Source organism: Streptomyces ficellus (genome assembly GCF_009739905.1).
Classification (GTDB): Bacteria; Actinomycetota; Actinomycetes; order Streptomycetales; family Streptomycetaceae; genus Streptomyces; species Streptomyces ficellus_A.
This window is the reverse complement of record NZ_CP034279.1, coordinates 1867596-1881566: the sequence shown is the minus strand read 5'-3', so window position 1 is coordinate 1881566 and position 13971 is coordinate 1867596. Positions and strand designations below refer to the sequence as shown.

Sequence of the window (13971 nt, the reverse complement as noted above, 5' to 3'; positions counted from 1 at the left end):
GGCAGGGGTTCATGGACACCGACGGTACGTACGAGGCACGGCGCAGCCACGTCGGGAAGCCGCCCGTGCCGCCCCCGCCCCGGCACGCCCCCGAGCCCGCCGGCGGCGGCACCGCCCAGTGGCTCCGCGCGCCCCGCCCCGCGGCCGAGCCGGGGGTGTGGCGGTTCGGGCACCGGCCGCGCCCCGAGGAGGAGCCGGAGGCGGTGCCCGCGCGGCGGCTGTTCGCGGGCGCGGTGATCGCCCTGCTCAGCGGCTGGCTCCTGTGGTCCCTGCTGTGGAACGGGTACCTGGGCTACTACTGGCTGTGGCCGCTCCTCGTCCTCACCCCCGACGAGTGGCGCACCCAGCCCGGCACGTGGGCCACCGCCAGCTACGTGTACTACGCCCTCGTCGGCGGCGGCCTCCTCGTCTTCTTCGCCCGGATCGGCCACGTCCCCGAGATCTGGCGCCGGTACGCCCGCAAGAAGGACACCCCGCCCCCGCCGCCCCCACCGGGCGCCGACCCCGTCGACTGGCCCGAACTGCGGGACGCCGGGCTGACCGAGGCCGCCCAGCGGCTCGCCGAGGCCACCCGGTCCGGGGCGCTGCGCGACGTGGACTACGCCCGCATCCGGCGCGCCTGGCAGGGCGTGCGGACGCATCCGGACCGGCTCGCCGCGTTCACCGACGCCGTGCGCGTCCACGGGCCCGCCGCCTGCGCGCACCCCTCGGGCGTGCGCGACCTGCCGGTGCGTACCGCCGCGCACGACCTGGCCACCGCCCAGGTGCGGATCGGCACCGCGGCCGACCACCCCCGCAACCCCTACGCCCGGCGGACCACCGGGGTCGCCCTGGAGCCCGCCGTGCTGGGCACCTCGCTGGTGGCCGTCGGGCCCGCCGGGTCGGGCAAGACGGTCCGGCTGGTCCGCCCGGTCGTGGAGTCGCTGTGCCTCCAGGCCCTCGCCAACCGCGCCGCCGTCGTCGCCGTGACCGCGCACGGCAGCGCCCTCGCCCCCGACCAGGCCTTCGACGTGATCGTGTCCGTCGGCCGCCCCGACTCCAGCCACGACCTCGACCTCTACGGCGGCGCCGACGACCCCGACGAAGCCGCCCGGATGCTGGCCGAGGCACTGGTCGGCGACCTCGTCCCCGACAGCCGCCGCGCCGCGACCGCCCTGGCCCAGCTCATCGGCCCCTACCGCGTCGCGCACGGCCACTTCCCCGCCGTGCCGGAGCTGCGCGAACTGCTCGGCGGGGCGCCGGGCGCGCTGGCCGCGCTGCGGGAGGCCGTCGCGGACGACCCGGCGCAACTGCGCGAGCTGGACGCCCGGCAGCGGCAGGCCGAGCGTGGCGACGACGTCGGAGTGCTGCTCGCGGAACGGATCGCGTTCCTCGACCGCCCCGCCTTCGCCCGCTTCTTCACCACCGGTCCCGAAGGGCACCGCTTCTCGCTGCGCGCCGTCGAGCACCCGCTGCGGGTCCGCGTCGACCTGCCCGAGCGCGGGCACGCGGAGGCGTCGCGGATCGTGGCGCGGCTGCTGCTGGCGCAGTTCACCGAGGCCGCGCTGGGCCGCGCGGACCGGTCCCTGTTCGCCTGCCTGGTCCTGGACGACGCCACGTACACGGTGACCGCCGACTCCGTACGCGCCGTCCAGCGGCTGCGTTCCGCCAACGCGGGTGTCGTCCTGGCGCTGCGGACCCTGGAGGACGTGCCGGAGGCGCTGCGCGGACCGCTGCTGGGCGCGGTGGGGTGCAGGATGGCGTTCGCCGGGATCGCGTCCTGGGACGGCGGGCGGTTCGCCGAGACGTGGGGCACCGAGTGGGTGCAGACCCGCGACGTGACCAACCGGCAGATCATCTCCGACGAGCCGCTCACCAAGGCGCTGCACTTCATGCGCCGCCTGGTCACCGGCAAGGCGGCCACGGCCGAGGCGGTGACCGTGCGGGAGGTCGAGCGGCAGCGCTGGTCCGCCTCCGACCTCGCCCACGCGGTGCCTCCCGGGCATGCCGTACTGTCCCTGACGGGCGTCCGGGGGGAACACGTCCCTCCGCTTCTGGTCGACCTGCGGACCTGACGCTCCACGACAACCTGGCAGAATTGAAGCGAGTCGTTCATACGGGACGGCGTAAAACCCTTCCGTGACCCCCTTCCGAAAGTCCGACGGACCCGCCATGCCGCTCACGCTCGCCTCGCTCGTCCAGCACTCGGCGCTGAAGCTCACCGTCCGCGCCGGGGAGGACCGCCTCGAGACGCCCGTGCGCTGGGCGCACTCCAGCGAGCTCGCCGACCCCGTCCCCTACATGGAGGGCGGTGAGCTGCTGATGGTCACCGCGATGAAGCTCGACGCGGAGAACCCCGAGGCCATGCGCCGCTACGTCAAGCGGCTGTCCGACGCCGGGGTCGTCGGGCTCGCGTTCGCCGTCGGCGTCAACTACGACGAGACCCCGCAGGCCCTGGTGGACGCCGCCGGTGACGAGGGCCTGCCGCTGCTGGAGGTGCCGCGCCGCACCCCGTTCCTCGCCATCGCCAAGGCGGTGTCCGCGGCGGTCGCGGCGGACCAGTACCGGGCCGTGACCGCCGGGTTCGAGGCGCAGCGGGAGATGACCCGGGCGGCCCTCGCCGAGGGCCCGGCCGCGGTCGTGGTGCGGCTCGCCGCACACGTGGACGGCTGGGCCGCGCTGTACGACGCGTCCGGCGCCGTCCTCGCCGCGGCGCCCGACTGGGCCGCCCGCCGCGCGGCCCGCCTCACCCCCGACGTACAGCGGCTGCGCGAGCGCGCGGCGCCCGCGAGCGCGGTGGTCGGCGGCACCGACGACCGCGTGGAGCTCCAGTCGCTCGGCAGCGGCCGCCGGGTGCGCGGCGCCCTCGCCGTCGGCACGGGCGCGCCGCTCGGAACGGCGGAACGATACGCCGTCCACTCCGCCATCGCCCTGCTCACGCTCACCACCGAGCGCTCCCGCTCCCTCCAGGCGGCCGAGCAGCGGCTCGGCGTGGCGGTGCTGCGCATGATGCTGGCCGGCGAACCCGACCACGCCAGGGCGGTCGCCGGAGACCTGTACGGGGGCCTGCTCGACGCCCCGTTCCGGCTGCTGATCGCCGAACCGGCCCCCCAGGCCGACCGCGACCCGGCCGCGGAAGCGCCGCTCGGCGCACTCGCCGAGTCCTTGGAGGCCGCGGCTGCCAGCACGGGCGAGGCGGTGCTGGCAGTGCCCGAGGGGAACGAGCGGCTGGTGGTCCTCGCGGGGGACGGGGGAGCGGTGGCCGGGGCCTGCGAGACGTACGCCGCGCAGGAGGCGGAGGAGGCCGGGGTGATGATCGGCCTGTCGGCCCCGACCGGGCCCATCGCCGCCGCGACCGCCTACAAGCAGGCCGAACAGGCGCTGTCGGTGGCCCGCCGCCGGGGCCGCGCCCTGGTCGAGCACGAGGAGCTGGCGGCCGGGTCGGTCCTGCCCCTGCTCGCCGACGACGCGGTGCGCGCGTTCGCCGACGGCATGCTGCGGGCGCTGTACGAACACGACGCGACCGGTCGCGGCGATCTGGTCGCCTCCCTGCGCGCCTGGCTCTCCCGCCACGGCCAGTGGGACGCCGCCGCCGCGGACCTGGGCGTCCACCGGCACACGCTCCGGTACCGCATGCGCCGCGTCGAGGAGATCCTGGGCCGCTCGCTGGACGACCCCGACGTACGAATGGAGCTCTGGCTGGCCCTCAAGGCGACGGGCGGCGCCCCGACGCCCTGACCCCCACCCGCGACCCGCAGCCGGCATCCGACCGGCGGTGCCGGTGGGCGGCGGACACTGCCGGTGGATGGGGGGCGTGGCCCCTCCGGGCTCGCCCCCTCGGGGCCGGCGGCCCTGGGTGACGGGAAAGGGAGCCCCGCCGAAGCCGCCAACCCCTGCGGGGGCGACCCTGCACGGCCCCGCCCCGGGTACGTCGCCGACTGCGGGCCGGCGGGTGGGGCGCGGCCACCGAAAGCCGGATCCCTGCCCGCATCCGGGCAAAATCATTGCCGTTCCACCCGGCAACTCCCTAACCTCCGGTGCATGACAAGCCCCGCCGCGGATCCCGCCCCCACCCCCGCCGCCCCCGCCACCTCCGACCGCGCCCGCCGCCCGCCGCGAAAGCCGGCCGCCCGCCGCATCACCGGTGCCGTGTGGGCCGCGCTGGCGATCGTGTACGTGGTGTGGGGGTCCACGTACCTCGGCATCCGGGTCGTCGTCGAGACCATGCCGCCCTTCCTCTCCGCGGGCGGCCGTTTCGTCGTCGCCGGCGTGCTGCTCGCCGCGCTGCTGGCCTGGCGGAAGGGGATCGGCGTCCTGAAGGTCGCGCCCCGGCAGCTCGCCTCCGCCGCCGTCGTCGGACTGCTGCTGCTCCTCGGTGGCAACGGGCTCGTCGTCCTCGCCGAGACGTCCGTCCCCTCCGGGCTGGCCGCCCTGCTCGTGGCGATCGTGCCCGCCTGGGTCGTCGTGCTCCGTACCGTCTTCGGGGAGCGGCCCGGCGCCGGCGCGTACGCCGGGGTCCTCCTCGGCCTCGCCGGGCTCGCCGTCCTCACCCTCCCCGGCCTCAGCGGCGAGGTGCGGATCGGCGGGGTGCTCACCGTCGTCGTGGCGTCCGTCCTGTGGTCGGCCGGGTCCTTCTCCGCCTCCCGCATGCCGATGCCCGCCAACCCCTTCACGGCGAGCGCGTACGAGATGGTCGCCGGCGGCCTCGGGTGCCTGCTCGTCGGCCTCGTCCGCGGCGAGCACCACGGCCTGGAGCTGGCCGACGTCTCCGCCCGCTCCTGGACCGCGTTCGCCTACCTCGTCCTCTTCGGCTCGCTGATCGCCTTCACCGCGTACGCCTGGCTGCTCCAGACCGCCCCGCTGTCCCTGGTCGCCACCTACGCCTACGTCAACCCCGTCGTCGCCGTCGCCCTCGGCGCCCTCATCCTCGGCGAAGCCGTGACCTGGCCCATCGCGCTGGGCGGCGCCGTCGTCGTGGCCGGGGTGTGCCTCATCGTCAGTACGGAACGGCGAAACTGAGCCCCGGCACCACTCCATCCCGGACAAGCGACCGCGCGGCCGACCGGCCCTACCGTGTGAGCAGAGGAAGCCCCCACCCCGCACAGCTTCGAAAGGGCCGGATTCACTCATGACTGCCACCGCCTTCTGGCTCGCCGGCCGCCAGGCCACCGGCGAGACCGCCTTCGACGTCACCTCCCCCTGGGACGGCCGCACCGTCGGCCGGGTGAGCGTGCCCACCGAGGCCCAGGTCGAAGAGGCCGTGGCCGCCGCCCACGCGGTGATCGACGAGTTCGCCGCCACCCCGGCCCACGTCCGCGCCGCCGCCCTCGACCACGTGTCGAAGCGGCTCGCCGAGCGCACCGAGGAGATCGCCCAGCTGATCTCCGCCGAGAACGGCAAGCCCATCAAGTGGGCCCGCGGCGAGGTCGGCCGCGCCGTCTCCGTGTTCCGCTTCGCCGCCGAAGAGGCCCGCCGCTTCAACGGCGGCGAGGCCCAGCGCCTCGACACCGACGCCGGCGGCACCGGCCGCCTGGGCCTCACGCGCCGCTTCCCCAAGGGCGTCGTCCTCGGCATCGCGCCGTTCAACTTCCCGCTGAACCTGTGCGCCCACAAGATCGCCCCGGCCATCGCCGTCGGCGCGCCCATCATCCTCAAGCCCGCCCCGGCCACCCCGCTCTCCGGTCTGATCCTGGGTGAGCTGCTCGCCGAGACCGACCTGCCGGCCGGCTCCTGGTCGATCCTGCCGGTCACCAACGACCGCATGCCGGCCCTGGTCCAGGACGAGCGCCTGCCCGTCATCTCCTTCACCGGCTCCGACAAGGTCGGCTACGCCATCCAGGAGTCCGTGCCGCGCAAGCACTGCACCCTGGAGCTGGGCGGCAACGGCGCCGCCGTCGTCCTCGGCGACTGGTCCAGCGAGGAGGACCTGGACTGGGCGGCGACCCGCATCGCCACCTTCTCCAACTACCAGGGCGGCCAGTCCTGCATCTCCGTCCAGCGGGTCATCGCCGACGCCTCCGTCTACGACCGCCTGGTCGCCAAGGTCGTCACCGCGGTCGAGGCCCAGGGCACCGGTGACCCGTCCGACGACTCCACCGACGTCGGCCCGCTGGTCAGCGAGGACGCCGCCAAGCGCGTCGAGGCCTGGGTCGACGAGGCCGTCAACGCCGGTGCCGGGCTGCTCACCGGCGGCAAGCGCGACGGCGCCACCTACGCCCCGACCGTCCTGGAGAACCTGCCCGCCGATGTCACCCTCGCCTGCGAGGAGGTCTTCGGCCCGGTCCTCACCCTCCAGAAGGCCGACGGCGAGGCCGACGCGTTCGCCAAGGTCAACGACTCCAAGTTCGGCCTCCAGGCGGGCGTGTTCACCCACGACCTCCAGACCGCCTTCCGCGCCCACCGCGCCCTCGAGGTCGGCGGCGTGATCATCGGCGACGTCCCGTCGTACCGCGCCGACCAGATGCCGTACGGCGGCGCCAAGCAGTCCGGCGTCGGCCGCGAGGGCGTGCGGTTCGCGATGGACGACTACACCTACGAGCGCGTGCTGGTCCTCACGGGCCTGGCCCTGTAACCACACGTCACTCGTACGGCCCAGACCGGCGGCCGGAGCCCACTGTGCGGGGGCTCCGGCCGTCTTTTCGTACCCGCCGCGATCGGGTAATACGGTCGGGTAGCACCGGTCGGTAGGACCACCGGCCGGCCGCCCCCGAACGCGGCGAGGTGAGCCCACCATGTCCGGCCCCCACCACAAGCCCAAAGTCTCCGAGCGCGAAGCCCGCCAGGTCGCCGAGGCGGCCCGTGAACAGGACTGGCGCAAGCCCAGTTTCGCCAAGGAGCTGTTCCTGGGCCGCTTCCGGCTCGACCTGATCCACCCGCACCCGATGCCCGCCACCGAGCAGGCCCAGCGGGGCGAGGAATTCCTCGCCAAACTCCGCGACTTCTGCGAGACCAAGATCGACGGTGCCCTGATCGAGCGGGAGGCCCGCATCCCGGACGCCGTGATCGACGGTCTCAAGGAGATCGGCGCCCTCGGCATGAAGATCGACACCAAGTACGGCGGCCTCGGCCTCACCCAGGTGTACTACAACAAGGCCCTGGCCCTGGTCGGTTCCGTCAGCCCCGCCGTCGGCGCCCTGCTCTCCGCCCATCAGTCGATCGGCCTACCGCAGCCGCTCAAACAGTTCGGCACGCCCGAGCAGAAGGAGACCTACCTCCCCCGCCTCGCCCGGACCGACATCTCCGCCTTCCTGCTCACCGAGCCCGACGTCGGCTCCGACCCCGCCCGCCTGGCCACCACCGCCGTCCCCGACGGCGACGACTACGTCATCGACGGCGTCAAGCTGTGGACCACCAACGGAGTCGTCGCCGACCTGATGGTCGTCATGGCCCGCGTACCGAAGTTCGAGGGCCACAAGGGCGGCATCACCGCGTTCATCGTCGAGGCCGGCTCCGAGGGCGTCACCGTCGAGAACCGCAACGCCTTCATGGGCCTGCGCGGCCTGGAGAACGGCGTCACCCGCTTCCACCAGGTCCGCGTCCCCGCCGCCAACCGCATCGGCCCCGAGGGCGCCGGCCTGAAGATCGCCCTCACCACGCTCAACACCGGGCGCCTGTCCCTGCCCGCCATGTGCGTCGGCGCCGGCAAGTGGTGCCTGAAGATCGCCCGCGAATGGTCCTCCGTACGCGAACAGTGGGGCAAGCCCGTCGCCGCGCACGAAGCCGTCGGCGCGAAGATCTCCTTCATCGCCGCCACCACCTTCGCCCTCGAAGCCGTCGTCGACCTCTCCAGCCAGATGGCCGACGAGGACCGCAACGACATCCGCATCGAAGCGGCCCTCGCCAAGCTGTACGGCTCCGAGATGGCCTGGCTCATCGCCGACGAACTGGTCCAGATCCGCGGCGGCCGCGGCTACGAGACCGCCGAGTCCCTCGCCGCCCGCGGCGAACGCGCCGTACCCGCCGAACAGCTCCTGCGCGACCTGCGCATCAACCGCATCTTCGAGGGCTCCACCGAGATCATGCACCTGCTGATCGCCCGGGAGGCCGTCGACGCCCACCTCGCCGTCGCCGGCGACATCATCGACCCCGACAAGACCCTCGGCGACAAGGCGAAGGCCGGCGCCCAGGCCGGTGTCTTCTACGCCCGCTGGCTGCCGAAACTCGTGGCCGGACCCGGCCAGCTGCCCCGCGCCTACGCCGACTTCCACCCCGCCGGCCACGCCGACCTCGCCACCCACCTCCGCTACGTCGAGCGCACCTCCCGCAAGCTCGCCCGCTCCACCTTCTACGCCATGTCCCGCTGGCAGGGCCGCATGGAGACCAAGCAGGGCTTCCTCGGGCGGATCGTCGACATCGGCGCCGAACTGTTCGCCATGAGCGCCGCCTGCGTACGCGCCGAACTGCTGCGCACCACCGAGGCGCACGGCCGCGAGGCCTACCAGCTCGCGGACGTCTTCTGCCGCCAGTCCCGCATCCGCGTCGAAGAGCTGTTCGGCCGCCTGTGGAGCAACACCGACGACCTCGACCGCAAGGTCGTCAAGGGCGTCCTGTCCGGCACCTACAGCTGGCTGGAGGACGGGATCATCGACCCCAGCGGCGACGGCCCCTGGATCGCCGACGCCACCCCCGGCCCCACCACCAGGGAGAACGTCCACCGTCCCATCCGCTGACCAGCCCGTGAGACGCGCGGCGCCCACCCGCCCCCGGACGGCAGGATGGGCGCCGTGACCGTCATCGACATCCCCGGCTCCAAGTCCGTCACCGCCCGCGCCCTCTTCCTCGCCGCCGCGGCCGACGGCACCACCACCCTCCTGCGCCCGCTGGTGTCCGACGACACCGAGGGGTTCGCCGAAGGACTCACCACCCTCGGGTACGCCGTCGACCGCACCCCCGACGCCTGGCACATCCAGGGCCGCCCCGCCGGGCCCCCCGCCGGCACCGCCGACGTCTACTGCCGCGACGGCGCCACCACCGCCCGGTTCCTGCCCGCGCTCGCCGCCGCCGGACACGGCGACTTCCGGTTCGACGCCTCCGCGCAGATGCGCCGCCGCCCCCTCGGCCCGCTCACCGAGGCCCTGCGCACCCTCGGCGTCGACCTCCGCCACGAGGACGCCGAGGGCCACCACCCGCTGCGGATCGCCGCCGCCGGCATCAAGGGCGGCGCGCTCACCCTGGACGCCGGCCAATCCTCCCAGTACCTCACCGCCCTGCTGATGCTCGGCCCGCTCACCGCCGAGGGCCTCACCATCACGGTCACCGACCTCGTCTCCGAGCCGTACGTCGAGATCACCCTCGCGATGATGCGCGCCTTCGGCGCCGAACCCACCCGCGACGGCCACGTCTTCACCGTCCCGCCCACCGGCTACCGCGCCACCACCTACGCCATCGAGCCCGACGCCTCCACCTCCAGCTACTTCTTCGCCGCCGCCGCGCTCACCGGCCGCGAGGTCACCGTCCCCGGCCTCGGCACCGGCGCCCTCCAGGGCGACCTCGGCTTCACCGACGTGCTGCGCCGCATGGGCGCCGACGTCACGATCACCGACCGCGCCACCACCGTCCGCGGCACCGGCCGCCTGAACGGCCTCACCGTCACCATGCGGGACATCTCCGACACCATGCCCACCCTCGCCGCCCTCGCGCCCTACGCGGACGGCCCCGTACGCATCGAGGACGTCGCCAACACCCGCGTCAAGGAGTGCGACCGACTGGAGGCCTGCGCCCAGAACCTCCGCCGCCTCGGCATCACCGCCACCACCGGCCCCGACTGGATCGAGATCCACCCCGGCACCCCGGCCCCCGCCGAGATCACCACGCACGGCGACCACCGCATCGTGATGTCCTTCGCCGTCACGGGCCTGCGCACCCCCGGCATCTCCTTCGACGACCCCGGCTGCGTACGCAAGACCTTCCCCGGCTTCCACGCCCACTGGAAGCGGTTCACGTCCCCCGCATAGGGACGCCGGGGTCCGGGCGCGGCGCGGATGCGGCAAGAATGGGGGCATGAGCGACAGCCCAGCCCCCCTCGCAGACCCGCACATCGCCTTCGACCCCTCCGAAGGCCGCCGGGACATCGTCGTCCTCGGCTCCACCGGGTCCATCGGCACCCAGGCCATCGACCTGGTGCTGCGCAACCCCGACCGCTTCCGCGTCACCGCCCTGTCCGCCGCCGGCGGCCGGGCGGCGCTCCTCGCCGAGCAGGCCCGCCGCCTGCGGGTGCGGACGGTGGCCGTGGCGCGCGAGGAGGCGGTGCCCGCGCTGCGGGAGGCGCTGGCGGAGCAGTACGGCTCCGAGCCGCTGCCCGAGATCCTCGCCGGGCCGGACGCCGCCACCCAGGTGGCGGCCTCCGGCTGCCACACCGTGCTCAACGGCATCACCGGCTCCATCGGCCTCGCGCCGACGCTCGCCGCCCTCGAAGCGGGCCGCACCCTCGCCCTCGCCAACAAGGAGTCGCTGATCGTCGGCGGCCCGCTGGTGAAGGCCCTCGCCAAGCCGGGCCAGATCATCCCCGTGGACTCCGAGCACGCCGCGCTGTTCCAGGCGCTGGCCGCCGGCACCCGGGCCGACGTCCGCAAGCTGGTCGTCACCGCGTCCGGCGGCCCCTTCCGCGGCCGTACGAGGGCGGAGCTGGACCACGTCACCCGCGAGGACGCCCTCGCCCACCCCACCTGGGCCATGGGGCCGGTGATCACGGTCAACAGCGCGACGCTCGTCAACAAGGGCCTGGAAGTCATCGAGGCGCACCTGCTCTACGACATTCCCTTCGACCGCATTGAGGTGGTCGTCCACCCGCAGTCGTATGTTCACTCGATGGTTGAGTTCACCGACGGGTCCACCCTCGCCCAGGCGACGCCGCCCGACATGCGCGGCCCGATCGCCATCGGCATCGGCTGGCCCGAGCGCGTCCCGGACGCCGCGCCCGCCTTCGACTGGTCCACCGCCTCCACCTGGGAGTTCTTCCCCCTCGACACCGAGGCCTTCCCCTCCGTCGGGCTCGCCCGGCACGTCGGTGAGCTGGGCGGCACGGCCCCGGCCGTCTTCAACGCGGCCAACGAGGAGTGCGTGGAGGCCTTCCTCGCCGGGCGGCTCCCGTTCAACGGCATCATGGACACCGTCACGGCGGTCGTCACCGAGCACGGCACCCCCACCGAGGGAACCTCCCTCACCACGCAGGACGTCCTGGAGGCGGAGACCTGGGCGCGCGCCCGGGCCCGTGAACTGACGGCGAAGGCGACCGCGGAGGCCCGCGCATGACACTTCTGTTGACGCTCCTCGGCATCGCGCTCTTCGCGGTCGGGCTGCTCCTCTCCATCGCCTGGCACGAGCTCGGCCACCTGTCCACGGCCAAGCTCTTCGGCATCCGCGTCCCGCAGTACATGGTGGGCTTCGGCCCCACCCTCTGGTCGCGGAAGAAGGGCGAGACGGAGTACGGCATCAAGGCCATCCCCGCCGGCGGCTACATCCGCATGATCGGGATGTTCCCGCCCGGCGACGACGGCCGCATAGAGGCCCGCTCCACCTCACCGTTCCGCGGCATGATCGAGGACGCCCGCTCGGCGGCGTACGAGGAGCTCCAGCCCGGCGACGAGACGCGGCTGTTCTACACGCGCAAGCCGTGGAAGCGCGTCATCGTCATGTTCGCCGGCCCGTTCATGAACCTGATCCTCGCCGTCGCGATCTTCCTCGGCGTCTCCATGACCTTCGGGTACGCCACCCAGACCACCGAGGTCGCCGGCGTGCAGAAGTGCGTGATCGAGCAGAGCGAGAAGCGCGACACCTGCGCCAAGGGCGACCCGGTGTCGCCGGCCCACGCCGCCGGACTGAGGACCGGCGACAAGATCGTCGCGTTCGACGGCAAGCCCGTCGACGACTGGGCCACGCTCTCCGAGCGCATCCGCGACACCATCGGCCCCGCCGACCTCACCGTCGTCCGCGACGGCCAGGAGCTGACCCTCCACCCCACCCTCATCAAGAACCTCGTGGTCCAGAAGGACGCCGACGGGGAGGTCGTCGCCGACAAGTACGTGGCGGCCGGCTACCTCGGCTTCGCCGCCAAGACGGAGATCCTGCCGCTCAGCTTCGGCCAGTCCGTGGACCGCATGGGGGACATGATCGAGAACGGCGTCGAGTCGATCGTCGCGCTCCCGACCAAGATCCCCGACCTGTGGAACGCCGCCTTCAGTGACGGTGAGCGCAAGGCGGACTCCCCGGTGGGCGTCGTCGGCGCCGCCCGGATCAGCGGCGAGGTGATGAACCTGGACATCCCCACCCAGAACATCATCGCCACGTTCCTGACCCTGCTGGCCGGCTTCAACCTCTCCCTCTTCCTGTTCAACATGCTGCCCCTGCTGCCCCTGGACGGCGGGCACATCGCGGGCGCCCTCTGGGAATCCGTACGCCGCAACGTGGCCAAGCTCTTCCGGCGCCCCGACCCGGGCCCGTTCGACGTGGCCAAGCTCATGCCGGTCGCCTACGTCGTCGCGGGCGTCTTCATCTGCTTCACCCTGCTCGTACTGGTCGCGGACATCGTCAACCCGGTAAAAATCTCGTAGACCCACGGCGTACGTACGCGTGAACGACAACGGCCGGACACCCCGCGGTGTCCGGCCGTGTCATCGAGGGCCTGTAACCTCGAAGCCGGAGCCCGCCGATCTCGGGACCTCGATCCACACCTTGGGGTTGCACAGCAGATGACCGCGATTTCTCTCGGTATCCCGTCCGTTCCGACCAAGCTGGCCGACCGCCGCGTCAGCCGCAAGATCCAGGTCGGCTCGGTGGCCGTGGGCGGCGACGCGCCCGTGTCGGTGCAGTCGATGACGACGACGCGCACCTCCGACATCGGTGCCACGCTCCAGCAGATCGCCGAGCTGACCGCGTCCGGCTGCCAGATCGTCCGCGTCGCCTGCCCCACGCAGGACGACGCCGACGCCCTCTCCACGATCGCCCGCAAGTCGCAGATCCCGGTCATCGCCGACATCCACTTCCAGCCGAAGTACGTCTTCGCCGCCATCGACGCGGGCTGCGCGGCCGTCCGGGTCAACCCGGGCAACATCAAGCAGTTCGACGACAAGGTCAAGGAGATCGCCAAGGCCGCCGGCGACGCGGGCACCCCGATCCGCATCGGCGTCAACGCGGGCTCCCTCGACCGCCGCCTGCTGGAGAAGTACGGCAAGGCCACCCCCGAGGCGCTCGTCGAGTCGGCCCTCTGGGAGGCGTCCCTGTTCGAGGAGCACGGCTTCCGCGACATCAAGATCTCGGTCAAGCACAACGACCCGGTCGTCATGGTCAACGCCTACCGGCAGCTCGCCGCCCAGTGCGACTACCCGCTGCACCTCGGCGTCACCGAGGCCGGCCCGGCCTTCCAGGGCACCATCAAGTCGGCCGTCGCCTTCGGCGCCCTGCTCTCCGAGGGCATCGGCGACACCATCCGCGTCTCCCTGTCGGCCCCGCCGGCCGAGGAGGTCAAGGTCGGCATCCAGATCCTCGAATCCCTCAACCTCCGTCAGCGTCGTCTGGAGATCGTGTCCTGCCCGTCGTGCGGGCGTGCCCAGGTCGACGTCTACAAGCTGGCCGACCAGGTCAGCGCGGGCCTGGAGGGCATGGAGGTCCCGCTGCGCGTCGCGGTCATGGGCTGCGTCGTCAACGGTCCGGGTGAGGCCCGTGAGGCCGACCTCGGTGTCGCCTCGGGCAACGGCAAGGGGCAGATCTTCGTGAAGGGCGAGGTCATCAAGACCGTCCCCGAGTCCAAGATCGTCGAGACGCTGATCGAAGAGGCGCTGAAGATCGCCGAGCAGATGGAGAAGGACGGCGTGACCTCCGGCGAACCCGCCGTCACCGTCAGCTGACGCCACTACCGCCCCGCACCGGGGCGTACCGCCCCACCCACGGCCCCGCACCCGGCGACGCACCGGGGGCGGGGCCGTGCCGCACCACCCACGGCCCCGCACCCGGCGACGCGCCCGGGGTGGGGCCGTGCAGGGTCGCCCCCGCAGGGGA

General features: G+C 73.2%; 9 protein-coding genes. All 9 read left to right on the top strand.

Annotated elements, in window-relative coordinates:
• Positions 1 to 11: 11 nt before the first annotated feature.
• The gene (locus EIZ62_RS08035; RefSeq protein WP_156692026.1) at positions 12 to 2054 is read left to right on the top strand and encodes a type IV secretory system conjugative DNA transfer family protein; all 2043 of its coding nucleotides are present in this window, start codon (positions 12 to 14) and stop codon (positions 2052 to 2054) included.
• Positions 2055 to 2151: 97 nt separating this feature from the next.
• On the top strand, positions 2152 to 3717 hold the full coding sequence (locus EIZ62_RS08030; protein WP_156696277.1) for a PucR family transcriptional regulator: 1566 nt from the start codon (positions 2152 to 2154) through the stop codon (positions 3715 to 3717).
• Positions 3718 to 4020: 303 nt separating this feature from the next.
• Positions 4021 to 4998, top strand: coding sequence for an EamA family transporter (locus EIZ62_RS08025; protein WP_156692025.1), 978 nt, complete (start codon positions 4021 to 4023; stop codon positions 4996 to 4998).
• Positions 4999 to 5107: 109 nt separating this feature from the next.
• Positions 5108 to 6550, top strand: a complete 1443-nt coding sequence (locus EIZ62_RS08020; protein WP_156692024.1) for an aldehyde dehydrogenase family protein — start codon at positions 5108 to 5110, stop codon at positions 6548 to 6550.
• 160 nt (positions 6551 to 6710) lie between these two features.
• The gene (locus tag EIZ62_RS08015) at positions 6711 to 8648 is read left to right on the top strand and encodes an acyl-CoA dehydrogenase family protein (protein WP_156692023.1); all 1938 of its coding nucleotides are present in this window, start codon (positions 6711 to 6713) and stop codon (positions 8646 to 8648) included.
• A gap of 54 nt (positions 8649 to 8702) precedes the next feature.
• Complete coding sequence (gene aroA / locus EIZ62_RS08010) at positions 8703 to 9932, top strand: 3-phosphoshikimate 1-carboxyvinyltransferase (protein ID WP_156692022.1); 1230 nt, start codon at positions 8703 to 8705, stop codon at positions 9930 to 9932.
• Positions 9933 to 9978: 46 nt separating this feature from the next.
• Entirely contained in the window at positions 9979 to 11229 is a 1251-nt protein-coding gene (gene dxr / locus EIZ62_RS08005; RefSeq protein WP_156692021.1) for a 1-deoxy-D-xylulose-5-phosphate reductoisomerase, read from the top strand.
• A complete protein-coding gene (locus tag EIZ62_RS08000) occupies positions 11226 to 12527 on the top strand; it encodes a M50 family metallopeptidase (RefSeq protein WP_156692020.1) in 1302 nt (433 codons plus the stop codon). The genes dxr and EIZ62_RS08000 overlap by 4 nt, the downstream gene beginning before the upstream one ends.
• Before the next feature lie 138 nt (positions 12528 to 12665).
• A complete protein-coding gene (ispG, locus tag EIZ62_RS07995) occupies positions 12666 to 13820 on the top strand; it encodes a flavodoxin-dependent (E)-4-hydroxy-3-methylbut-2-enyl-diphosphate synthase (RefSeq protein ID WP_156692019.1) in 1155 nt (384 codons plus the stop codon).
• Positions 13821 to 13971: the final 151 nt, after the last annotated feature.